Below are 21,258 nucleotides of genomic sequence, written 5' to 3' on the forward strand. Positions count from 1 at the left end.
GCGGCAATCAAGGCCGTTTTTCGCAGGAATGTGCGTGGATATGACATTAGACGCTACAGATCGACGTATTTTGAACGTACTGCAAAAGCAGGGCCGCATTTCGAACTCCGAGCTATCGGAGCGGGTCAACCTATCGGCGTCAGCCTGTCACCGGCGGGTGCAGCGGTTAGAGGAAGACGGGCTGATTCGCGACTATGTGGCGCTGCTGGATGCCCGTAAACTGGGGCGCCCGACCACGGTTTTTGTCGAAATCACCCTGTCGGGGCAGGCTGATGAGGTGCTTGAGGCGTTCGAGCGCGAGGTGAAGAAGATCCCCGATGTGCTGGAATGCCACCTGATGGCAGGCAGCGCTGACTATCTGCTGAAGGTCGTGGCCGAGGATACCGAGGATTTCGCGCGCATCCACCGCGCTTACCTGGCGCGCCTGCCCGGCGTGGCGCAGATGCAAAGCAGTTTCGCGCTGCGCACCGTGTTCAAAACTACCGCCCTACCGGTCTAGCCACGCCAGAAGCGCGGCAAAAACACCACCAGAATCGCCAAAAGACCCAGCCGACCCAGCAACATTGCCAGCGTCATGACCCAGGTCGCGGCGTCGTTGAAGTCAATCATCGTGCCGGTGCGCGCGGTCATCGGCCCCAGCGCGTAGCCGATATTTCCCAGCGAGGTCCAGATTGCGAACAGCGCCGAGGTCATATCGACCCCGGTCATGGAAACGGCCACCGAAAGCGTGCCCAGCGTCAGGATATACCCGGTGAAATACATCATCAGCGGGTTCAGCACATCATCGCCCAGCGTCTTGCCGTCATAGCGCGGCATGACCAGCCGGTGCGGCGAATGCAGCTGCTGCACGGCGGCCCGGATGGCTGCCCCCAGTGCCTGCCAGCGAAACACCGACAATGACCCTGAACTGGATCCGGTGCAGCCGCCGATCATCCCAACGATGAACATGACAACAACCGGAAAATTACCCCAGGTGCTGATATCGGCTGATCCAAAGCCGGTTCCGGTCATGATTGAGGACAGATTGAACAACGTTTCACGCAAGGCAGGCTCAAACCCGACCTCGGTGCGGATCACGCGCCATGCCACAACTGCCGCCGTGGCATAGCAAAACCAACGCAGCAGCCCGCGGATCTGTGTATCTAGCCAGATTGGCCGGGTCGCGCCGCGGGCCAATTGGGCAAACCGGATGAAGGGCATCGCACTTAGCAGCATGAACAGCGCGCCGGCATATTCAGCCGGGCCAGAAAAGGCGGCGAAACTGGCGTCAGACGTGGAAAAACCGCCGGTTGATATGGTCGACATCGCGTGGATGATCGCCTCGAATGTGGTCATCCCCAGGGCGCCGTAGGTGATCGTGAACAGCAGTGTCAGGCCCAGATAGACGACCACCAACGCGCGGGCAATATCGCGCGCCCTTGGCAGGATTTTACCAAGCGTATCAAAGCCTTCGGTGCGAAAGAACTGCATCCCTCCGATCCGCATGACGGGCAGGAAGATCATCGCCACAAAGGCAATGCCCAAGCCCCCCATCCAGTTCAGCATACCGCGCCAAAGCACCACGCCGGGGGGTAGTGACCCCAACCCCGGAAACACCGATGACCCGGTAGTGGTGATCCCTGAGACCGCCTCGAAGTAAGCGTCGGTCAGGGTGGCGTAGGGGGCGCCCTGCATGAAGGGCAATGCGGCAAAAGCCGGTAAGACCACCCAGATGCCGGCCGTCAGTAAATAGGCCTGCCGCACCGAAAGCCCCTGCGGCGTGGGTGATCGGCTGGCAATTGCCAGCAACGTCCCCGTCAGCATGGTTTCGACCCCGGCCTCGAAAAAGGTTTGCCAGTTGCGGTTTGCGGTCAGCAGGTCAATGGTCATGGGTGCCAGCATGCTTGCCCCCAGTACGGCAAGGATCAGACCGAGGATGTGCAAGACGGGGCGTAGATCCAACATGATACTCAACAAGGCCAATGCGGCGCTGCGAATGTCAATGGCACGGCGCAGGCCTGCAAAAAACCCCCGATGGCAGGGCCACGGGGGTTCCTCGGTGCGGGTTGCCCCGCCAGTGTTCCAGTCGCTTCAGACCGGCAAAGGGCTTAGAGTGCGCCTTCGCGTTGGGCCTTCTTGCGTGCCAGTTTACGGGCGCGCCGAACGGCTTCGGCTTGCTCGCGGGCTTTCTTCACGGACGGTTTTTCGAAATGTTGCTTGAGCTTCATTTCACGAAACACACCCTCGCGCTGAAGTTTTTTCTTCAGGGCACGAAGCGCCTGTTCGACGTTGTTGTCGCGAACGCTGACCTGCATGTGGTTGTCACCACCTTCCTAAGTTTGAGTTGCATGAAATTGCAGGAAGCGGCCATATAGCAGGGCAATGGTGGTTTGTCTACTGCCGCGACTGGAAGGAAAGCCGATGAAAAACACTCGTTTGGAGGTGCCTGCCGCGCGGGCCGACCTGTTGGCGGCAATCGTCCCGCATGTGCCGTTTGACGGCTGGTCGGAACCGGCGTTTCGTGCGGCGGTGACCGATCTGGAAATGGATATGGGGCTGGCACGGGTGATCTGTCCGCGGGGGGCGGTGGATCTTGCGGTGGAATACCACCGTGCGGGCGATGAGCTGATGCTGTCGGCATTGGACGATGCGGAACTGGACGGCATGAAATTTCGCGAAAAGGTGGCGGCGGCGGTGCGGTTTCGGCTGGAAGAGGCCGACCCCGAACTGGTGCGGCGCGGCGCATCGGTCTTTGCGCTGCCCGCCAATATGGCGACAGGGGCTGCACTGATCTGGGGCACGGCGGATGCGATCTGGCGGGCACTGGGTGATGAAAGCCGTGATTTCAACTGGTATTCCAAGCGGTTGACGTTATCTGGCGTCTATTCGGCCACGGTGCTTTTCTGGGTCGGTGATACCTCTGACGGGCACGCCGCCACATGGGAATTTCTGGACCGCCGGATTGCAGATGTGATGCAGTTTGAAAAGGTGAAGGGGGCCGTCACCACCAACCCCCTGATCAAGCGTTTGCTGGAAGGGGTCCGCGCACCAGCGCGTGAACCAATGCCGGGCCGAGAGGGGCTGTGATGATGCAAGATATGATGCGCGCCGTTGAAATTACTGAACCGGGCGGACCCGAGGTGTTGCAACAGTGCCAGCGCCCGGTGCCGGTGCCGGGCTATGGCGAGATATTGATTGAAATTGCCTACGCGGGAGTTAACCGGCCTGACGCGTTGCAACGTGCGGGGGCCTATTTGCCGCCCCCCGGCGCCTCGGATCTGCCGGGGTTGGAGGCTGCGGGGCACATAGCCGCGCTGGGGCCGGGGGTTGCTGACTGGGCGGTGGGGGATGCGGTTTGCGCGCTGTTGCCCGGCGGGGGGTATGCGGAATACGCGGTGTGTCCGGCTGCTCATGCTTTGCCCATTCCGGCGGGAATGGATTTGAAATCAGCGGCTTGCCTGCCGGAAACCGCCTTTACCGTGTGGTCGAATGTGGTGATGCGCGGGGGGCTTCAGGCCGGAGAGCGGTTTTTGGTGCATGGCGGATCGTCGGGCATTGGCACCACTGCTATTCAGGTGGCAAAGGCACTGGGGGCGCGGGTATTTGCCACTGCCGGGTCGGATGAGAAATGCGCGGCCTGCACAGGTTTGGGGGCGGTGGCCATCAACTATCGCAACGCGGATTTTGTTGAGGTTTTACGCGGCGAGGGTGGGGCTGACCTTATCCTGGATATGGTAGGCGGAAGTTATATTTCGCGTAATATCAAAGCCTTGGCTGATGATGGGCGGATGGTGTTCATCGCCTTTCTGGAGGGTCCGAAAGCCGAGATCAACTTTGCCCAGGTGATGATGCGCCGCCTGACCCTGACGGGCAGCACGCTGCGCCCGCAATCGGACGGGGCAAAGGCTGCTATTGCGCTGGAATTAAAGAAGAACCTTTGGCCGTTGATTGCGACTGGCAAGGTTCAGCCCGTGCATGATTCGGAATTTGCGCTGGCCGATGCCGCTGCCGCCCATATCCGGATGGAGACCAGCGCGCATATTGGCAAGATCGTGCTAAAGGTGCGCTAGATGCCGTAGAAAAACGGTGCGGAACCCGTACAGAGGCTATGCATACGTTTGGCATACGCCATAGCTGCGGCTTAACGGATTGCTTCCATCAGTGCGCCGGTCATTTTGCAATCACGTTGCAAGTCGGGGGCGCAGGGGCGGGGGGTCAAGTCTTTGGTCAGGCAGATGCGGGCCTCCTGGATCATGCCCTGGTCGCAGGTGATGGTGATCATGTCGGGGGCAAGGCTGGGGTTGGCCTCAAGAAACGCCTCTTCGACGATCGCGGCGGGTAGTTTCACGTCCTTGTGCAAGGTCCTGAAAACATCGGGGATGACAATGCTGTCATAGGCTTGCCGCGAGGTTGCAAAATAGTCCGCTGCCGGAATACCGGCGCAGCGGCCGTGCTTTTTCCATTGATACCACGCCAGCCCGCCGGACCCCATGATGTCTTTCATCGCGTCGGATTGGCGTCGGGTCGGGTCACGGTGCGGGGTGTGGCAATAGCTGGGCCAGCCGCGTTCATACTGCGGCCAAAGCCCGTGCAGGGTAAAGCCGAAGTCATGCCGGGGGTGGCATTGGTCGTCTTTGCGGGCATCGCCGGTGGTGCTGCACCAGGTTGGCGACCAGCCCAATGACAGGACGTAATAGTCAAACTTACCCGCCTTTTCGCCCTCGGCCGAAAGCGGGCTGGCCAGCAGCATCAGAGCGAGGGCAAGGTAGTGGCGCATTTTCTCTTTTCTCTGGTCCTGATCGGCACTATATAGACGGCAATTCCCCCTGAAAACGTGGAATGGCGGCTAAGGTCGCAGCCGTTTTCCCGGCACGGGAGAGATTTGTAAAGGAGAGATCCGATGAGCAAACCCTTGATGTCAAAGGCGACCGCCGTTTGGCTGGTGGATAATACGACGCTGACCTTCAAGCAGGTGGCTGATTTTTGCGGAATACACGAGCTGGAAGTGCAGGGCATTGCCGATGGCGATGTGTCGGCGGGCGTGAAGGGGTTTGACCCGGTTGCGTCGAACCAGCTGGACCCCGAAGAGATCAGGAAGGGCGAGGCAGACCCGCTATACAAGCTGCGGCTGAAATTCAACGCCGCCGCCGTGGGCGAGGAAAAGCGCCGTGGGCCGCGCTATACGCCGCTGTCGAAGCGTCAGGACAGGCCGGCCGCGATTTACTGGTTGGTGAAGTTCCATCCGGAATTGGCCGATGCGCAGATTGCGCGTCTGGTGGGCACGACGAAGCCGACGATCGCCTCGATCCGTGAGCGCACGCATTGGAACATCGGCAATATCACCCCGATTGATCCGGTCGCGCTGGGGCTGTGCCGGCAGACGGAACTGGATTCGGAAGTGCAAAAGGCCGCCAAGAAAAAGGCAGCCGAGGGCGGGCTGATGACCGATGACGAGCGGCGCAAGCTGGTCTCGACCGAGACCAGCCTTGCCATGGGGCAAGAGCCGCGGATTTCGGGGTTGGAACATCTGAGCCAGCCGCACCGGGATGATGAAGAAAAATCACCGCGCGATTTTTCGAATGCCGACAGTTTCTTCAATCTGCCGGATGCGGATGATGAGGATGACGAGGACGAAGATCACGGCAAGCGCAGCTGACCCAGCCGCCCCAGTAATTGGAAAGGCCGCTCGGATGGGCGGCCTTTTTCGTTGTGTTTGAGTATTTTTACCAAAAAAAAGCCGCAAGCCCGCGCTCTTTCGGGCCGGTCAGATCGACAGGCAGATGTATTTCATCTCCAGGTAGTCTTCGGTGCCGTGGTGGCTGCCTTCACGGCCAAGGCCCGATTGTTTGACGCCGCCGAATGGGGCAACCTCGGTTGAGATGATGCCGGTATTGACGCCGACGATGCCGTATTCCAGCGCCTCTTGCACGCGGGTGATACGGCCGATGTCGCGGGCATAGAAATAGGTGGCAAGGCCAAAAATGGTAGCATTGGCTTTGGCGATGACTTCATCCTCGGTCTCGAATTTGAAGAGAGGGGCGAGGGGGCCGAAAGTTTCTTCTGACGATACGATCATGTCTTCGGTTACACCGGTCACGACGGTAGGTTCAAAGAAAGTGCCGCCCAGGGAATGACGCTTGCCGCCTGTGATGACCTTGCCGCCGCCGGCGAGCACATCAGCGATGTGCTGCTCTACCTTTTCGACGGCGCTTTCGTTGATCAACGGGCCTGTTGTGGTGCCGTCTTTCAGCCCGTCACCGATTGTCAGTTTCCGGGTTGCGGCTGCCAGTTTTTCAGCGAAGGCGTCATAGACGCCGGCTTGCACATAGATCCGGTTGGCGCAAACACAGGTTTGGCCGTTGTTGCGGAATTTGGACACCATTGCGCCTTCGACGGCTGAGTCCAGATCGGCGTCATCAAAAACGATGAAGGGCGCGTTGCCGCCCAGTTCCATCGAGCATTTCATTACCTGTTCAGCGGCCTGGCGCATCAGGATGCGGCCTACTTCGGTAGAGCCGGTGAAGGTCAGTTTGCGCACGGCGTGATTTTCGCAAAACTCTTTGCCGATATCGGAGGATTTGCGTGAGGTGATGACCGAGAAAATACCTTTTGGCAGGCCGGCGCGTTCGCCCAACACGGCCAGTGCCAGCGCTGATAGCGGGGTTTCGGCCGCGGGACGGGCAACAAAGCCGCAGCCGACCGCGAGGGCGGGGCCACATTTGCGGGTGATCATCGCATTGGGGAAATTCCACGGTGTGATTGACCCCACCACCCCGATCGGCTGTTTGATCACGGTGATGCGTTTGTCCGGTTGGTGGCCGGGGATGGTTTCGCCGTAGATGCGTTTGGCCTCTTCTCCGAACCACTCGATAAAGGCGGCGCCGTAGGCGACTTCGCCCTTGGCTTCGGCCAGAGGTTTGCCCATTTCGGCGGTCAGGATAGCGCCAAGGTCGTCTTGGTTGGCCATCATCAGATCGAACCATTTGCGCAGGATCTGCGCACGTTCCTTGCCGGTGCGTGCAGCCCATTCTTTCATGGCGGATTCTGCGGCGGCAATGGCGCGGGCGGTCTCGGCGCGGCCAAGGTTGGGGACGTGGCAGATCACATCGCCGCGTGCGGGGTTGGTGACGGCAAAGGTGGTGCCGTCGTCGGCCTGGATCCATTCACCGGCGACGTAGGCACGGGTTGCCAGAAGTGTAGGATCCTTGAGCAGGGATTTTAGTTCAGTTGCGGAATCAAGCATGGTGTCTCTCTCTTTTGGATTGATAGAAAGGAACCATGAGGGTGACGTGAAGTCCATCCCGAGGGTTGAACAAAGGAAACCAGAATTATGGCCGATCTGGACGATGACTATGCCAATTCGGCGCATATTTCTGGTGGATCGGATTATCCCTTGCGGTGGGCGGCCGATTCTGAGGCGTTTCGCAGGCGCTATCGGATGCAGCGGCTGCGCTATGGGCCCGGTACGCGAAATTGGGTTGATCTGACGCTTCCCGAAGGGCCAGCAAAGGGTTTGGCGGTAATCGTGCACGGCGGATATTGGTTGGCCCTGTCGCCCGACAGCTTTTGTCATCTGGCAGCAGGCGCACGCGCGGCGGGTTGGGCGGTTGCGCTGCCCTGCTATACGCTGGCGCCCAAAGCGCGCATTACCGCGATAACCGCCGAGATTGGCGCAGCTGTGGCGTATCTGGCCGGGCAAGTCGCGGGGCCGATCCGGCTTGCCGGGCATTCGGCGGGCGGGCATCTGGTTGCACGGATGGCTTGTCTTGATGCGCCGCTTCCGCGCGCGGTGGCCGCGCGGCTGACGCGTGTGGTCCCCATCTCGCCGCTTTCAGATCTGGTGCCTTTGATGCGCACCTCGATGAATGCCACGCTGCAACTGGACCAGGCGGAGGCTGTAGCGGAAAGCCCCGCGTTCTTACAAAAGGCGGCGGGGGTTTCCTGTCATGTCTGGGTTGGCGGGGCCGAACGCCCGGCATTTCTGGGGCAGGCGCGCTGTCTTTCAGAGGCGTGGGGTTGCCCCCTGACGATCGAGCCGGGGCGGCATCATTTTGATGTGATCGAGGGATTGACGCAGCAATCGCCGTTACTGGATGCGTTTATCGCCTGAAACGGGCGCGCCAGGCTGGTTGCAGATCGGTGGGCATGGGGGAGGCCTCATAAACAGCGCGGGCAATGGCGCGGGCAAGGCAACAGGCCGCCGCGTGGCCCAGTACAAATGGATCCGTCTGTGGGTTGGGTAGCGTTTTTTCGCCGGTGGCGGCGGCAAAGACCAGATCCCCGTCAAACGGGGTGTGGCTGGGCACGATTGCGCGGGCGATGCCGTCATGCGCGGCAGAGGCAAGGCGCTGGCATTGCGCCTGATCAAGGGTGGCATCGGTGGCAATGATGGCGATGGTGGTGGCTTCGCCCATACGTTTGACAGAGGATGGTTCATCGCTGGGCATGAAGGGACCGGACAGGCCCAACCCGCCAAACTCGCCCCCCAGTTCCCACGGCGCGGCCCAAAATGTCGGCCCATCGCCCAAAGTAACGTGGCCCAGGGCGTTCACCGCTGCCAACGCACCCACAATCATGCCATTATCCAACACGACCGAGGCCGAGCCAAGCCCGCCCTTCAGATTGCCCGTCAATGCGCCATATCCCGCCCCTACAGATCCCAGCGCAAATTCTGCCCCCGCCCGGTCAAGCGCCGCGTGACCAAGCCGTTTATAGGGGTTCTCATCCCACACCTTGTCCCCACCGTTCAACAGATCAAACAGGATTGCGGCAGGGACGATCGGTACGCGCACATCGCCCACGGCAAAGCCTCGCCCCATGCCACGCAACCCATCCGCCACCCCCGAGGCCGCATCCAGCCCGAAGGCGGATCCCCCCGAAAGCACCAGCGCATCTACCTCTTGCACCAGCTTGTCCGGCGCCAGTAGGTCGGTTTCACGGGTGCCGGGCGCACCGCCCATGATCTGGACCGCGGCGGTAAAAGGGCGGTCTGCCAACAAGACCGTGGCCCCTGTCCGCACAACCGCGTCTTCGGCATTGCCAACCCTCAAACCCGCCACATCGGTGATCAGATTACGCGCCCCAGGTTTCATTGGGTTCTTTCCTTATAATGCCAATGCCCCCAAGGTTCAGATGGGCCACCCGCCGCCCCCTCTTATTGCCACACCCCGGGGCGCGCCTATCGAGGCTGATCCTCGTCCGTACGGCTCTGCGCTGGCAAAGTGTTTGCCGATGCGCGGGGCAAATCTCATCACGGTCATGATGCAGTTCATTGTTACGCCTGCCCATTTCGTGCTGAACTCATGTTAGCGTCTTTGCTCTTGTCGAAATATCGCGCGCAAAGCCAGATCTGACAACAGCCGAAGCATCCCCGGCAGATATTTTGATCAAAGAGAGGGCCCGATTGATAGCGACCAAGGGGGCCAGACTGATCGTGGCACCCGTTTTGGCCGCGGCCACCGCTACCGTGTATGTGTCGGGCAAACACACCCCACGTCATGGGCTGTCCCGTGTGGTGCCAACCATGGGCCCCGCGCCCGAATTCACCCCCGCCCCATCCAGTCAGATGGAATCTGGGGCGTGTCTGCAATAAGTGCGGCGGTGTACGGGTGGCGAGGTGTGGTCAGGACAGTCTTTGATGCCCCTTCTTCGACAATCTTGCCCGCCCGCATCACCAATACCCGCGACGTGATGGTGCGCACAACCGATAGATCATGGCTGATGAACAGATACGCCAGATTGCGGGCTGCACGCAGCTCGGCCAAAAGGTCCAGCACCTTTGCGCGCGCCCGCACATCCAACGCTGAAACCGCCTCATCCAGCACGATCAGGGCTGGGCGGATGATCAAAGCCCGGGCGATGGCGATTCGCTGACGCTGACCCCCGGAAAACTCGTGTATGTGCTTTTGGCGATCATCAGGCGAAAGCCCTACGTCGCGCAACGCTTCGGCTACCCTGTCGCTCCAATCGGGTGGTCGGCCTGTCAGGTAGAAAGGCTCAGCCACCAGCCGATCGACCCGATGGCGCGGGTTGAAACTTCCGTAGGGGTCTTGAAAAACCACCTGCATTTGTGCACGCAACGCTGCAGGCATCGCGCGGCTGACTGGCATCCCGTGCAGGGTTATCGTTCCGCCCTCTAATGGGTCCAGCCCTAGGATTGTCCGGGTGAGCGTGGATTTTCCGCAACCCGATTCCCCCACAAGCCCAAGGCTTTCGCCAGTAAAAAGAGAGAAGCTGACGTTATCGACGGCATGCAGTTCGGGGTGCGCTGCAAATGTCGAGGGGCGCGGCAAGCGGTAGGTGCGGGTTACATTGGTAACCGTCAACAGCGGTGTGGCAGGGGGTAAGGTTTGCGCATGTGGGGCTGTTGAATTTGAGTATTTAGGCCAAAAAAAAGCAGCCCCGGCTTTTTTTTGGCCTAAATACTCCCCGCAGAGCGTCCCGTCGTTGCGAACGGGGGCTGGTTGATGGATCGAGGCGGTAAACAGCGCCTTGGTGTAGGGGTGGGTGCGGGTTCGAAACAGTGCCTCAGTGGTGCTGTTTTCGATGATGCGCCCGTCTTTTATGACCGCTGTGCGCTGTGCAAGGTTGGCGATAACGGCAATGTCATGGGTAATCAGCAAGAGACCCATGCCTTCATTTTGAACAAGATCCTGAAGTAACGCCAGAATTTGCGCCTGCGTGGTCACATCAAGCGCGGTGGTGGGTTCGTCGGCGATCAGTATTGCAGGGCGGAGCGCGATGGCAAGCGCTATGGCGACGCGTTGGCGTTGGCCGCCGGAAAGTTCGTGCGGGTAAAGCGTCAGCGGAAAGCGGGGGGCGGTCAGCCCGACGCGGTCCAGCCGTTCGCGGGCAATTTCAAGCGCGCGCGCGCGGCGTTCGCCGGTATGGATGCGCAGCGTTTCGGCCACCTGATCACCAATGGTCATCAGCGGGTTAAGCGCGGTCATCGGTTCTTGAAAGATCATTCCGATCCGATTGCCCCGGATCTTGCACAGCGCGGAATCGTCAAGCTTTGACAGGTCTTGCCCGTCCATGAGAATGCGGCCTGATGTTTGCGCACCGTCGGGTAAAAGCCCCATCAACGCCAGTGCCGTCATTGATTTACCCGACCCGCTTTCACCGACAAGCCCGAAGATCTGGCCGGCGGCAAGGGTCAGGCTGATCTCGGACAGCACCGGGGTGCCGCCCAGGGTGACGCTGAAATTGTCGAGAGACAGAAGGCTCATGCGCGCACTTTCAGCCGGGGGTCAAGCGCGTCGCGCAGTCCGTCGCCCATAAGGTTCAGCCCTACCACGGTAACGAGGATGGCAAACCCCGGAAACAGCGCGACATGCGGCGCAAGCGTGATCATGGTCTGTGCCTCGGCCAGCATCCGGCCCCAGCTGGGGGTGGGGGGCTGCGCGCCAAGGCCGATGTAGGACAGGCCCGCCTCGGCCAGAATGCCAAGGCTGAACTGAATCGTGCCCTGCACGATCAGCAGGTTGGCGATGTTGGGCAGGATGTGTTCGGCCGAAATTCTGGCGGCACCTTTGCCGGTCACCTGGGCCGCGCGGATATAATCCAGCGTCCAGAGGCTGAGCGCGCCGCCGCGGGTTACGCGGGCAAAGACCGGGATGTTGAAAATGCCGATGGCGATGATTGCGTTGGTGGCCGACGGGCCGAAAACAGCGGTGATCAGGATGGCGATGACGAGGCTGGGGAAGGCAAAGACAAGGTCGTTGCCGCGCATGATCAGCTCATCCAGCCAGCTTTCGCTATGGGCGGCGGCGGTTAGTCCCAGCGGCACCCCCACGCCCGCGCCAATGCCCACCGCGACCAGCGCCACGGAAAGAGAGGTCCGCGCCCCGGTCATCAGCATCGCGGCGATGTCGCGGCCGAAATGGTCAGTGCCAAGCCAATGCGCGCCGGACGGGGGTTGCAGCCTTTCCGCGATGGCAAGGCTGGTGATGTCGTAGGGCGTCCAGACCAGGGACAGCAGGGCGGCAGCCAGTGCGCTGGCGGTCAGGGTGGTGCCAAGGGCAAGGGCGGGTCTCATCGGGTGGCCCTTAGCCGGGGGTCGGTGGCGGCATAGGCCAGATCGGTCAGGAAGGTGACGATGATCACCGCAAAGACAAGGATCATCACCACCGATTCCACCACGATCAGATCGCGCTGGGTGATCGCCTGAAAGATCAGCCGCCCCAGTCCGGGAATGTAAAAGACGTTCTCGATGATGATCGCGCCGGCCAGCAGGAACGAAAACTGCATGCCCAGGATGGTCAGCACCGGGATCAGCGCGTTGCGCAGCGCGTGACGGGTCAGCGCCTGAGTGCGGCTGAGCCCCTTGGCGCGGGCTGTGCGGATGTAATCCTGCCCCAGCGTTTCGATCAGTGCCGAGCGCAAGACCCGCGCGAGGATTGCCGCTTGTGGCAGTGCCAAGGCGATGGCGGGCAGGGTCAGGGCACGAAAGGCGCCCGCCGGGTCAGACCAGCCCGGAAACCCGCCCGCCGGAAAGATCCGCCAATGGATCGCAAAGACCAGCACCAAAAGCATCGCAAACCAGAAATTCGGCACGGCTATCCCGAGCTGAGTGGCCCCCATCACCGCCGCATCGGAGGCACGGCCACGCCGGGCTGCCGCCAGAATGCCGACCGGCAGCGCGATGGCGGTGGATAGCAGCAGCGCCAGCAGCGCCAACGGCAACGACACCGCCAACCGCGCCGCAACCAGATCGGCCACCGGCACCTTGTAGGTATAAGAGGTGCCGAAATCGCCCGTCATCATGCCGCTGACCCAGCTTAGATAGCGCAGCGGCAACGATTGGTTCAGCCCAAGACTGTCACGCAACGCCGCGACCGTATCGGGGCTTGCGTTCAGGCCCAGCATATAGGCTGCCGGATCGCCGGGGACGATTTCGATCATCGCGAAAATCATCACGCTGGCCGCAAGCAGGCTGCCGACGAGCGAGATCAGGCGTCTGAGCAGGTATCGGATCATCGCGGCTCCTTTACGGGGCAGGCTAATGGCGGGCGGGTCCAAGGGAAAGGGGCAAGGCGTTGGGTTTTCGGGCCGGTTTTGCCAAGGCCAATGGGCAACACTACGGGTCCGAGTCCCCGCCAGACCGGGTATTTGCAGGCGCGCGGGGTTGACGTGGCGCGCCGTCTTGGCGCTGATGGGCGTTCCCGGGCTGCTGCCAGGCCGGGGATTCGCAATGGTTTTCTGCCAGGGGCCCTGCATATCGTGACTTATTTGACGTTTGGACTTTTTCGCCCCGCGATTGCGCTGGCGTTGGTGGCGCTGGTGTCGGCCTGTGCCGAACCGCAGATGACGACGGGGCGCGTGCCTGCTGAATATGGGGCGCTTGTCGATGGCGAACGTACCATTCCCGCCGTCAGCCCGGCCTACCTGAATGAGCGTAACCGCCGCCGATGGGTGGCCTACGACGGGCCAGAGCCTGTGGGAACCATCATCGTCGACCCCTATGCGCGGCTGTTGTATCACGTTGCCGAGCCCGGCAAGGCGATGCGTTTCGGTATTGCCGTGGGCCGCGAAGGGCGCGGGTTCCGGGGCGACGCTGTGGTGCGCCGCAAGGAAGAATACCCCTATTGGGCGCCGACGAAAAACATGATCCGCCAAGACCCGGACGTTTACGGCAAGCTGGCGGGTGGTCTGCCGGGCGGGCTGGATAACCCCTTGGGTGCGCGGGCGCTTTATCTTTACCGAAACGGCAAGGATACGATGTACCGCATCCACGGCACGATGGATCCCAGCTCGATCGGCAAGGCAACGTCGGCGGGCTGTATCCGGCTGTTCAACCAAGATATCATCGACATGTTCGATGAAACCCCGATGGGCACACGGGTAAAGGTGCGCAGCAAGGCTGAAAGCCTGGCCGCGGAAGGGCCGATGGTGCAGTTGCACACCGGTTATCTGGTCTCGGCCAGCGATGTGGCGGCGATTGAGGCCGATCAGGCCGCGTTTGAAGCCGGGTTGGTGGCAGACCCCGCCGAAGCTGAGGCCGAAGCGCATGCCCGTGCTGTCGCTGCGGCTCGCGCTGCCCGGTCCGCCCGCGAAGCGGAGCTGCGCGGGGGAAGCTAAGGCCAAGGCGCAGGTCAGAAACCGAGACGGGGGCAGCTTGAAAAAGCGCCCCTGTTTTTGTTGGGGCATGGGTCTAAAGCCGGATTACATAATCCTTGGTGGTGGTTTCCAGCACTTCCCAAGTGCCGCTAAAGCCGGGGCGGATGATGAAGCTGTCACCGGGGCCGACGCTTTGAACGCTGCCGTCAGCACCGGTCAGCACCGACCGGCCCGACAGAATTCGGCAGTATTCCCATTCATCATAGGAAACGCGCCATTTGCCCGGCGTGCTTTGCCAGATGCCGCAGTAAAGCCCGTCGCGGTCTTCGACGTTCCAGGTGGTGTGGACCGGATCACCCGAGATAAGCTTGGCCGGGTCAGGGCGGCTGGTTTCCGGGGTGGCTGCGGTGGGGGTCAGGGGAATGATCTGCATGTCACTTTCAGGTTTCAGGGCCGCCTGCGCGCTGATGGCGAGGGTGGGGTGGGGGCTTTGCCTGCCCGCTTGGGGCAAAGCGGGTTCAGTCGATCCAGTGCACCGCCGTCAGATCGTTTGCCTGCGTGGGCGAATTTTCCCATAGCCCCTCGATCTTGGCATTGGCGACGCCGGTCTTGGCCAGTTGGAACAGATAGACGTTGACGTAATCATCCGCGATCATCGTCTGCGCGGCTTTCAACAGGTCGGACCGTTTCGCGGGATCGGTGGTGATCGCCAGTTCATCCATCAGCGCGATGAATTCGGGGCGGCCATATTGGAAGTAATAGTCCAGCCGGGCATAGATGCCGATATCCATCGGCTCGGTATGGCTGATTACCGTCAGGTCAAAGTCATGGTTCTTGAACACCTGTTCCAGCCACTGCGCCCATTCAAGATTGGATACCTCGGTTTGAATACCCACGGCGGCCAGTTCCGAGGCGATGATTTCGCCACCGCGCCGCGCATAGGTGGGGGGCGGCAGGGCCAGACGCAGCTTCAGGTTTGCGACCCCGGCTTCGGCCAGCAGCGCCTTGGATTTTTCCGGGTCATAGGCCGATTGCGCGGTCAGGTCGATGTAATCGGGGTTATGCGGGGCGAAATGCGTGCCGATTGGCGTGCCATAGCCGAACATCGCGCCGTCGATAATGTCTTGGCGGTTGACCGCATGGGCAATGGCCTCGCGTATCTTGATGTTATCCAAGGGGGGGGCGGCGTTGTTCATCGCTAGAATTGTCTCGCCCTCGGTCGTGCCGACGATGACCTTGAAGCGCGGATCGGCGGCCAGTTGCGGCAGGGTTTCGGGCGCGGGGAAGTTGGGGAAGGCATCGACATCGCCCGCCATCACCGCCGCAAAAGCGGCAGTCGGGTCAGAGATGAAGCGGAAGGTGGCCTTGGTCAGCGCCGGTTTTTCGCCCCAATAGCCGGGGTAGGCGATCAGGGTAACATGGTCGCCCTGCGCCCATTCGGCAAAGGCGAAGGGGCCGGTGCCGACGGGGTGCGTGGCGGCCGTTGCCGCCGTTTCTGGCGCCAGGATCACCGCATCACCCCAAGCCATTTTCCAATCAAACGCCCCATCGGGCGCCTTTAGCGTGATCTGCACGGTGGCCGGGTCCAGCACATCGACTGTGGTGATCCCCTCGAACAGGGCCTTTTGCGCATTGGCACTATTGGGCGCGCGGGCGCGATCAAGGCTGAACTTGACATCCTCGGCGTCAAAGGGGCTGCCATCGTGAAAGGTCACGCCCTGATGCAGGGTAAAGGTCCAGACCTTGCCCTCGTCTGTAATCTGCCAGCTTTCCGCAAGGCCGGGGTGCACCGCGCCGTCAGGGCCAAAGCGGGTAAGCCCCTCGAAAAGGTTGGCATAAACCACCTCATCAATGGCGGCGGCAGCGCCCGAGGTGGGGTCAAGGTTCGGGGGTTCCAACACCATGCCAAGGGTCAGTGTCGTGGGTGCCGCAACTGCCGACCCAGCGCAAAACACAAGTGCGGCGACCGAAAATTTCAAGCGCGCGAACATGAAGATCCCTTTTCGGTGTGGCAGCATTCGCTGTATAATTGACCCGATTTTCGCGCCGATCAAGCGGCTTGCGTGCGCTTTAATGGGCAAAGCCAGACGAAAATCCATAATTTGCTGCGTCGCAGCATGAAGAAACTTCCCTAAGCGGTGCGGCATCGTTATCAAGGTATAAGCCACATGAGGGAGGTCATGATGAGTGCCACAAGTCCGGCTCGTGCCAAGATGCCCAGTGATATCGCTGCCATGAAAGGTGTATCGCCCATCGTTTGCCTGACGGCCTATACCACGCCAATGGCGCGCGTGGTCGATGGTCATTGCGATCTGGTTCTGGTTGGGGACTCGGTCGGGATGGTGCTGCATGGCCTGCCCTCGACGCTGGGGGTGACGATGGAGATGATGGTGCTGCATGGTCGCGCGGTTGCCCGCGGGATCAGCCGCGCGCTGGTGGTCATCGACATGCCGTTTGGCAGCTATGAAGAAGGCCCGGCGCAGGCCTTTGCCAATGCGGCGCGGCTGATGGCCGAAACCGGGGCCGGTGCGGTCAAACTGGAAGGCGGACGGCATATGGCCGATACGATTGCCTTTCTGGTGGCGCGCGGGGTGCCGGTGATGGCGCATATAGGGCTGACGCCGCAGGCGGTGAATACGCTAGGCGGCTATAAGGTGCAGGGCCGCGGCGACGATGCCCAAAGGCTGCGCGATGACGCGGTAGCGGTGGCACAGGCCGGGGCGTTCGCCGTGGTGCTGGAAAAGGTGCCCGCGACGTTGGCCGATGAGATCACGGCGATGCTGGCTATTCCGACGGTGGGGATCGGGGCCTCGGCGGGGTGCGACGGACAGGTGCTGGTGGTAGATGACATGCTGGGAATGTTCACCGGTTTTCGGCCAAAATTCGTGCGCCGCTTTGGCGAATTGGGGGCAGCGGCTGAACAGGCCGTGGCCGATTACGCCGCCGCCGTGCGGGCGCGCGAATTTCCGGGCGCAGAGCATGTCTTTGCCAGCGAGTTGAAAGAGCCGCAGAAATGACCGCCATCATCCGCACCGGGGCCGCGCTGCGCGACAAGGTGGCAGGCTGGAAACGCGCGGGCGCGTTGGTTGGGGTCGTGCCCACGATGGGCGCGCTGCATGACGGCCATCTAAGCCTTGCCCGCGCCGCCAGAGCCAGTTCTGACCGGGTGATCGTGACGGTCTTTGTGAACCCCAAACAGTTCAACAACCCCAACGATCTGGCGAATTACCCCAAAACCGAAGCGCAGGATCTGGCCCTGCTGAAGGCCGAGGGGGTTGATGTGCTGTTCGCCCCCGGCCCGGACGAGGTTTACCCCGCAGGCTTTGCCACCACCGTTTCGGTCGCGGGCGTGTCGGAACCGCTGGAGGGCGCGCACCGTCCGGGACATTTTGACGGGGTCGCCACGGTGGTCAGCAAACTGTTTGGAATGACGCAGGCGGGACGCGCCTTTTTTGGCGAAAAGGACTGGCAGCAGTTGCAGGTCGTGCGTCGTCTGGTGGCGGACCTCAACATCCCGATCCAGATCATCGGTTGCCCGACAATTCGTGAATCTGACGGCTTGGCGATGTCGTCACGCAATGTGCGACTGACGACTGCTGAGCGTGCCATAGCCCCGGCGCTGCAGGGGGCGTTGCAAACCGCCGCCAAAGATCTGCGGGCCGGGCTACCCGCCGGCAAGGCCCTGGCAGCGGCCGCTGTGCAAATCATCTCGGCGGGTTTTGCAAACGTCGAATATCTTGAACTGCGTGCCGCCGAGGGGTTGGCACCGCTAACCGCCCTTACCGCGCCGGCGCGGCTTTTGGTGGCCGCGCAGTTGGGGGAAGTGCGCCTGATCGACAATATACCGGTTTGAAGCAGCAAAGCGCGCGAACTCGCTATCACCACCAGCGCCCTCTACCCGCCCGAAAATGAAAACCAACAGCGAGGATAGCCGGATCTGGGTACCTTTCAATCAGAAGGGATCGGAATTCACTGGGTTAGGCGCAGCACCCAAAACACTGTTGATATTGCCGAGAAAAATAGCTGATCGTGATGAACAGACCCAAAATGGTGATCTAAGCTTTGCCACCCCGGAATCAGAAAAAGACGATGGTAGTATCCTCGATACCTTGGCCGCCATTCCGAAGACTGGACAAAACGGCAAAGCTGCAGCCAGGTGATTTGGTAAGGTGGTGCCCGAAAATATGGTATGCGGAAACGGGGAAGATAGGGATGAAATCGCGGCGCCAAAAATCCAGGCTTGGTGGCCACCCACGGCACCTTGAGCGTGTGGTGGGTTGGCAACGGTGCAGGCGCCTGGGATACCCGATTGGCAAAGTGATGATCTTTTTGAGAAGACAGGCTATGAAATGTCGCGCAACCAAAGTCGGTGCGCGCGCTGATTTGCAGATCAACCGGCGCTACCAACGGGTTTTAAGGGGATACGTGTGATCGGGATCATCCGGGCGGCAATATTCGGGTTTATCGGGCTTTCGTTGATTTATTTCCTGATGTCAGTCTATTCGCGTTCACTGGCGCGCGAACGGCTGGAAAAGGAATGGGCCGAAGACCCGCCCGAAGGCTCTGGTGAAACCGAACGCGATGCCTATATCAGGGCGGGCATGCGCGATTACGAAAAAAGCCTGCGCAAGAAATTGGTGGTGCTGGTCTATATCATTCCCGCGCTGGTGATTGGCGTGACGATCTATCTGGTGAATTATCAATAGGAGGCCTGCGATGTGGGGCTATGTGAAATGGACGTTCCGTGTCGTCGTGGTGTTGTTGCTGGTTGCGTTCTTCCACTACACACTGCCGCAACACGACGTGGTGCGCATCACGCGGACCTTCAATCAGTTGACAACGATCGGCAGCAACCGGCTGTTTTACGCGTCGCCTGATAGCGGCACCGTCGCCAGCGGTGTCGATGAAAAGCGCGATATCCGCTTTATCGATTCGGTGCGCCCGAATGGCAAGGTGGTCGTCTACCGCAATGAAGATACCGGCTGGATCTGGCCACCCTATTTCAAATACGACAGCGCAAACCTTCAGGCTCAGGCGTCCAACATGACCTCGACCGAGGCGTCGCCAAAATGGGTAATGGTCACCCATTACGGCTGGCGGATGCCGATCTTTTCAATCTATCCCAACGCGGTGGCGATAAAACCCGTGTCCGGGCCCGATGCGACGGTGTTCCCTTGGGTCAACGTCATCATCCTGATCGCGCTCTTGCTGATTGCGCTGATGATCCGCCGGATGTGGCTGCAATTTCGCGAACGCACCATCGACCCGGCACTGCAAGATGCGCGCGAGGCATGGGACGATGTCGAAACCCGAACGGATGCCGCCTCGGACCGGGCGCGCGGCACTTGGGGCCGGTTCAAACGCTGGCTAGGCAGCTTTGGCAGCAGATCCCGTTTTTGACCTGCGGCTTTTCGTTGGCGTAAATACTCCCGCCGGAGGCTCCGACAGTTTCCGTTGAAGCCTCGGCCGCCATTCGTTAGCCTTCGCGGGTTGGCTACCCGATGCGGCTTGCCCGAAGGAGGCGAAAAATTGGCACCCCCAAACCCGGATGGAGTCTTGCGTAACGCGGGCGTGGCGTTGGCGCCCGACTGGTTCACGCAGGTTGCGGTGAACACGCCCGCGGCCGTGCATCGGGCGCAAAGCCTTGCCGGGCGGCGGAGCCTCAAAAAGGAATGGCAGGCGGCTTGGCTGGTCAATGGGGTCCGCTGCATGGACCTGACCACCCTCGCCGGGGATGACACCGAAGACCGCGTGGCGCGGCTTTGTGCCAAGGCGCGCGCCCCGCTGGCGCCGCATATCCTTGCGGGGCTGGGGCTGGAATCGCTGCAAACAGGGGCGGTGTGCGTTTACCCGACAATGGTTGCCGCTGCAGTTCGGGCGCTGGCGGGGTCGGGCATTCCGGTCGCCTCGGTTGCGACAGGGTTTCCGGCGGGGTTGATGCCGCTTGATCTGCGCTTGGCCGAAATCCGCTATGCCCTGGATCAGGGCGCCGCGGAAATTGACATCGTGATCTCCAGATCACTGGTGCTGCGCGGCGATTGGGCCGCTCTTTATGAGGAGATTGCCGCCATGCGTGACGCCTGTGGGCCTGCGCATATGAAGGCAATTTTGGCCACCGGCGATCTGGCAACGCTGCGCAACGTCTATAAAGCCAGCATGGTCGCGATGCAGGCGGGCGCTGATTTCATCAAGACCTCAACCGGGAAAGAGGGTGTCAACGCAACGCTGCCGGTCAGTTTGGTGATGCTGCGGGCGCTACGCGATTATGGCGCGCGGACCGGGTTCAGGGTCGGGTTCAAACCTGCGGGGGGTATGAAAACCGCCAAGGATGCGCTGGCCTGGCAGGTTTTGATGCGCGAAGAATTGGGCCGCGACTGGTTGCGCCCGGGTCTGTTTCGATTGGGTGCCTCAAGCATGTTGGGCGATATCGAACGCCAACTCGAACATTTTGTGACCGGGCGCTATGCGTCCTCAACGCGCCACGCGCTTGCCTGAGGGATGAGATGGTTACCGTGACAGAGATACTGGAAACGATGGAATACGGTCCCGCCCCCGAGGCCTCGGGCGAGGTGACAGCGTGGCTCGCCGCCCACGGGCCGTTCGGGCATTTCATCAACGGGGCTTTCACCGCACCGGAGACGCTGTTTGAAACCGTGAACCCCGCAACCGGGAAGGTGTTGGCAAAGGTCAGCCAAGGATCGGCCAAGGACATTGCGGCCGCCGTGGCCGCCGCCCGTGCAGCCCAAGCGCCATGGGCGGCGCTAAGCGGCCATGAGCGGGCGAAATATCTTTATGCGATTGCCCGCCACATTCAAAAGCGTGACCGATTTCTGGCGGTGCTGGAGGTCTTGGACAACGGCAAGCCGATCCGCGAGGCGCGCGACATCGACGTGCCTTTGGTGGTGCGCCATTTCTACCATCATGCCGGCTGGGCCGAGACGCTGGAGGATGAGTTTCCCGCGCACCGCCCCGTGGGTGTTTGCGGCCAGATCATCCCATGGAACTTTCCACTGCTGATGCTGGCATGGAAAATCGCACCTGCCTTGGCTGCCGGAAATACGGTTGTGCTGAAACCCGCTGAATACACCCCGCTGACCGCCCTGGCCTTTGCCGGGATCTGCGCCGAGGTTGGGCTTCCGGCGGGCGTGGTGAATATCGTCACCGGCAATGGCGATACCGGGGCGGCGCTGGTCGCGGCCAAGGTGGACAAGATCGCCTTTA

Annotated in this window: 23 protein-coding genes; 13 read left to right on the forward strand and 10 right to left on the reverse strand. The window is 61.1% G+C overall.

Annotated features, from left to right (window positions below):
- Window positions 1–40 precede the first annotated feature (40 nt).
- A complete protein-coding gene (locus tag ACM62R_RS07005) occupies window positions 41–499 on the forward strand; it encodes an Lrp/AsnC family transcriptional regulator (protein WP_415183361.1) in 459 nt (152 codons plus the stop codon).
- On the opposite strand, the gene ACM62R_RS07010 is transcribed toward ACM62R_RS07005, so the two are convergent.
- Entirely contained in the window at window positions 496–1,944 is a 1,449-nt protein-coding gene (locus ACM62R_RS07010; protein WP_415183339.1) for a TrkH family potassium uptake protein, read from the reverse strand. The two genes, ACM62R_RS07005 and ACM62R_RS07010, sit on opposite strands and share 4 nt — an antisense overlap.
- 143 nt (window positions 1,945–2,087) lie before the next feature.
- On the reverse strand, window positions 2,088–2,294 hold the full coding sequence (gene rpsU / locus ACM62R_RS07015) for a 30S ribosomal protein S21 (RefSeq protein ID WP_023666753.1): 207 nt from the start codon (window positions 2,292–2,294) through the stop codon (window positions 2,088–2,090).
- Window positions 2,295–2,400: 106 nt separating this feature from the next.
- Between rpsU and ACM62R_RS07020 the strand changes: the two genes are divergently transcribed.
- Both ACM62R_RS07020 and ACM62R_RS07025 read left to right on the forward strand, forming a co-directional pair.
- On the forward strand, window positions 2,401–3,066 hold the full coding sequence (locus tag ACM62R_RS07020; protein ID WP_415183340.1) for a COQ9 family protein: 666 nt from the start codon (window positions 2,401–2,403) through the stop codon (window positions 3,064–3,066).
- 2 nt (window positions 3,067–3,068) lie between these two features.
- Window positions 3,069–4,049, forward strand: coding sequence for an NAD(P)H-quinone oxidoreductase (locus tag ACM62R_RS07025; RefSeq protein ID WP_415183362.1), 981 nt, complete (start codon window positions 3,069–3,071; stop codon window positions 4,047–4,049).
- Window positions 4,050–4,120: 71 nt separating this feature from the next.
- Here the strand turns inward: ACM62R_RS07025 and ACM62R_RS07030 are convergent, their stop codons facing one another.
- Window positions 4,121–4,756, reverse strand: a complete 636-nt coding sequence (locus tag ACM62R_RS07030; protein WP_415183341.1) for a ribonuclease T2 family protein — start codon at window positions 4,754–4,756, stop codon at window positions 4,121–4,123.
- 123 nt (window positions 4,757–4,879) lie between these two features.
- Here ACM62R_RS07030 and ACM62R_RS07035 point away from each other — a divergent pair, with 123 nt between their 5' ends.
- On the forward strand, window positions 4,880–5,635 hold the full coding sequence (locus ACM62R_RS07035) for a DUF1013 domain-containing protein (protein WP_415183342.1): 756 nt from the start codon (window positions 4,880–4,882) through the stop codon (window positions 5,633–5,635).
- Between the two features lie 108 nt (window positions 5,636–5,743).
- Here ACM62R_RS07035 and ACM62R_RS07040 read toward each other — a convergent pair whose 3' ends face one another.
- A complete protein-coding gene (locus ACM62R_RS07040) occupies window positions 5,744–7,222 on the reverse strand; it encodes an NAD-dependent succinate-semialdehyde dehydrogenase (RefSeq protein ID WP_415183343.1) in 1,479 nt (492 codons plus the stop codon).
- A gap of 87 nt (window positions 7,223–7,309) precedes the next feature.
- On the opposite strand from ACM62R_RS07040, the gene ACM62R_RS07045 reads away from it, so the two are divergent.
- Window positions 7,310–8,089, forward strand: a complete 780-nt coding sequence (locus tag ACM62R_RS07045; protein ID WP_415183344.1) for an alpha/beta hydrolase — start codon at window positions 7,310–7,312, stop codon at window positions 8,087–8,089.
- On the opposite strand, the gene ACM62R_RS07050 is transcribed toward ACM62R_RS07045, so the two are convergent.
- The 4 genes from ACM62R_RS07050 to ACM62R_RS07065 all read right to left on the reverse strand — a co-directional run bounded on the left by ACM62R_RS07050 (window position 8,079) and on the right by ACM62R_RS07065 (window position 12,957).
- Window positions 8,079–9,071, reverse strand: a complete 993-nt coding sequence (locus ACM62R_RS07050; protein WP_415183345.1) for a P1 family peptidase — start codon at window positions 9,069–9,071, stop codon at window positions 8,079–8,081. The two genes, ACM62R_RS07045 and ACM62R_RS07050, sit on opposite strands and share 11 nt — an antisense overlap.
- Window positions 9,072–9,521: 450 nt before the next feature.
- Window positions 9,522–11,207: an ABC transporter ATP-binding protein gene (locus tag ACM62R_RS07055; RefSeq protein WP_415183346.1), complete on the reverse strand. Its 1,686-nt coding sequence runs from the start codon at window positions 11,205–11,207 to the stop codon at window positions 9,522–9,524.
- Window positions 11,204–12,016: an ABC transporter permease gene (locus ACM62R_RS07060; RefSeq protein WP_415183347.1), complete on the reverse strand. Its 813-nt coding sequence runs from the start codon at window positions 12,014–12,016 to the stop codon at window positions 11,204–11,206. The genes ACM62R_RS07055 and ACM62R_RS07060 overlap by 4 nt, the downstream gene beginning before the upstream one ends.
- Window positions 12,013–12,957, reverse strand: a complete 945-nt coding sequence (locus tag ACM62R_RS07065) for an ABC transporter permease (RefSeq protein WP_415183348.1) — start codon at window positions 12,955–12,957, stop codon at window positions 12,013–12,015. The genes ACM62R_RS07060 and ACM62R_RS07065 overlap by 4 nt, the downstream gene beginning before the upstream one ends.
- 252 nt (window positions 12,958–13,209) lie before the next feature.
- On the opposite strand from ACM62R_RS07065, the gene ACM62R_RS07070 reads away from it, so the two are divergent.
- Entirely contained in the window at window positions 13,210–14,058 is an 849-nt protein-coding gene (locus ACM62R_RS07070; RefSeq protein ID WP_415183349.1) for a L,D-transpeptidase, read from the forward strand.
- A gap of 73 nt (window positions 14,059–14,131) precedes the next feature.
- Here the strand turns inward: ACM62R_RS07070 and ACM62R_RS07075 are convergent, their stop codons facing one another.
- Both ACM62R_RS07075 and ACM62R_RS07080 read right to left on the reverse strand, forming a co-directional pair.
- Window positions 14,132–14,470: a cupin domain-containing protein gene (locus ACM62R_RS07075; protein ID WP_415183350.1), complete on the reverse strand. Its 339-nt coding sequence runs from the start codon at window positions 14,468–14,470 to the stop codon at window positions 14,132–14,134.
- Between the two features lie 85 nt (window positions 14,471–14,555).
- Window positions 14,556–16,028 (reverse strand): ABC transporter substrate-binding protein, encoded by a 1,473-nt coding sequence (locus ACM62R_RS07080; RefSeq protein ID WP_415183351.1) that lies wholly within the window; start codon window positions 16,026–16,028, stop codon window positions 14,556–14,558.
- A gap of 192 nt (window positions 16,029–16,220) precedes the next feature.
- Here ACM62R_RS07080 and panB point away from each other — a divergent pair, with 192 nt between their 5' ends.
- The 7 genes from panB to ACM62R_RS07115 all read left to right on the forward strand — a co-directional run.
- A complete protein-coding gene (gene panB / locus ACM62R_RS07085) occupies window positions 16,221–17,054 on the forward strand; it encodes a 3-methyl-2-oxobutanoate hydroxymethyltransferase (RefSeq protein WP_415183352.1) in 834 nt (277 codons plus the stop codon).
- A complete protein-coding gene (gene panC, locus ACM62R_RS07090) occupies window positions 17,051–17,890 on the forward strand; it encodes a pantoate--beta-alanine ligase (protein ID WP_415183353.1) in 840 nt (279 codons plus the stop codon). Before panB ends, panC begins: the two co-directional genes overlap by 4 nt.
- 55 nt (window positions 17,891–17,945) lie before the next feature.
- Window positions 17,946–18,197 carry a hypothetical protein gene (locus ACM62R_RS07095; protein WP_415183354.1) on the forward strand — a complete coding sequence of 84 codons (252 nt, stop codon included), beginning with the start codon at window positions 17,946–17,948 and terminating at the stop codon, window positions 18,195–18,197.
- Between the two features lie 267 nt (window positions 18,198–18,464).
- Window positions 18,465–18,743, forward strand: a complete 279-nt coding sequence (locus ACM62R_RS07100; protein ID WP_415183355.1) for a hypothetical protein — start codon at window positions 18,465–18,467, stop codon at window positions 18,741–18,743.
- A 10-nt stretch (window positions 18,744–18,753) separates the two neighbouring features.
- On the forward strand, window positions 18,754–19,437 hold the full coding sequence (locus ACM62R_RS07105; RefSeq protein WP_415183356.1) for a DUF1523 family protein: 684 nt from the start codon (window positions 18,754–18,756) through the stop codon (window positions 19,435–19,437).
- A gap of 129 nt (window positions 19,438–19,566) precedes the next feature.
- Window positions 19,567–20,532 (forward strand): deoxyribose-phosphate aldolase, encoded by a 966-nt coding sequence (gene deoC / locus ACM62R_RS07110; protein WP_415183357.1) that lies wholly within the window; start codon window positions 19,567–19,569, stop codon window positions 20,530–20,532.
- An 8-nt stretch (window positions 20,533–20,540) separates the two neighbouring features.
- Window positions 20,541–21,258, forward strand: a 718-nt coding sequence (locus ACM62R_RS07115) for an aldehyde dehydrogenase family protein (protein WP_415183358.1), incomplete at its 3' end; no start/stop codon positions are given.

The sequence above is a fragment of the Phaeovulum sp. genome, from assembly GCF_047638075.1.
In the GTDB taxonomy this organism is placed as follows: domain Bacteria; phylum Pseudomonadota; class Alphaproteobacteria; order Rhodobacterales; family Rhodobacteraceae; genus UBA6197.

Excerpts from the sequence above, each read along its gene's own strand:
- rpsU (WP_023666753.1), bottom strand. The coding sequence starts at position 2,294 with ATGCAGGTCAGCGTTCGCGACAACAACGTCGAACAGGCGCTTCGTGCC.
- ACM62R_RS07060 (WP_415183347.1), bottom strand. The coding sequence starts at position 12,016 with ATGAGACCCGCCCTTGCCCTTGGCACCACCCTGACCGCCAGCGCACTG.
- ACM62R_RS07045 (WP_415183344.1), top strand. The coding sequence starts at position 7,310 with ATGGCCGATCTGGACGATGACTATGCCAATTCGGCGCATATTTCTGGT.
- ACM62R_RS07030 (WP_415183341.1), bottom strand. The coding sequence starts at position 4,756 with ATGCGCCACTACCTTGCCCTCGCTCTGATGCTGCTGGCCAGCCCGCTT.
- ACM62R_RS07025 (WP_415183362.1), top strand. The coding sequence starts at position 3,069 with ATGCAAGATATGATGCGCGCCGTTGAAATTACTGAACCGGGCGGACCC.
- ACM62R_RS07055 (WP_415183346.1), bottom strand. The coding sequence starts at position 11,207 with ATGAGCCTTCTGTCTCTCGACAATTTCAGCGTCACCCTGGGCGGCACC.
- ACM62R_RS07050 (WP_415183345.1), bottom strand. The coding sequence starts at position 9,071 with ATGAAACCTGGGGCGCGTAATCTGATCACCGATGTGGCGGGTTTGAGG.
- ACM62R_RS07040 (WP_415183343.1), bottom strand. The coding sequence starts at position 7,222 with ATGCTTGATTCCGCAACTGAACTAAAATCCCTGCTCAAGGATCCTACA.
- ACM62R_RS07080 (WP_415183351.1), bottom strand. The coding sequence starts at position 16,028 with ATGTTCGCGCGCTTGAAATTTTCGGTCGCCGCACTTGTGTTTTGCGCT.
- ACM62R_RS07065 (WP_415183348.1), bottom strand. The coding sequence starts at position 12,957 with ATGATCCGATACCTGCTCAGACGCCTGATCTCGCTCGTCGGCAGCCTG.
- panC (WP_415183353.1), top strand. The coding sequence starts at position 17,051 with ATGACCGCCATCATCCGCACCGGGGCCGCGCTGCGCGACAAGGTGGCA.
- ACM62R_RS07095 (WP_415183354.1), top strand. The coding sequence starts at position 17,946 with ATGAAAACCAACAGCGAGGATAGCCGGATCTGGGTACCTTTCAATCAG.
- ACM62R_RS07020 (WP_415183340.1), top strand. The coding sequence starts at position 2,401 with ATGAAAAACACTCGTTTGGAGGTGCCTGCCGCGCGGGCCGACCTGTTG.
- panB (WP_415183352.1), top strand. The coding sequence starts at position 16,221 with ATGAGTGCCACAAGTCCGGCTCGTGCCAAGATGCCCAGTGATATCGCT.
- ACM62R_RS07105 (WP_415183356.1), top strand. The coding sequence starts at position 18,754 with ATGTGGGGCTATGTGAAATGGACGTTCCGTGTCGTCGTGGTGTTGTTG.
- ACM62R_RS07075 (WP_415183350.1), bottom strand. The coding sequence starts at position 14,470 with ATGCAGATCATTCCCCTGACCCCCACCGCAGCCACCCCGGAAACCAGC.
- ACM62R_RS07005 (WP_415183361.1), top strand. The coding sequence starts at position 41 with ATGACATTAGACGCTACAGATCGACGTATTTTGAACGTACTGCAAAAG.
- ACM62R_RS07035 (WP_415183342.1), top strand. The coding sequence starts at position 4,880 with ATGAGCAAACCCTTGATGTCAAAGGCGACCGCCGTTTGGCTGGTGGAT.
- ACM62R_RS07010 (WP_415183339.1), bottom strand. The coding sequence starts at position 1,944 with ATGTTGGATCTACGCCCCGTCTTGCACATCCTCGGTCTGATCCTTGCC.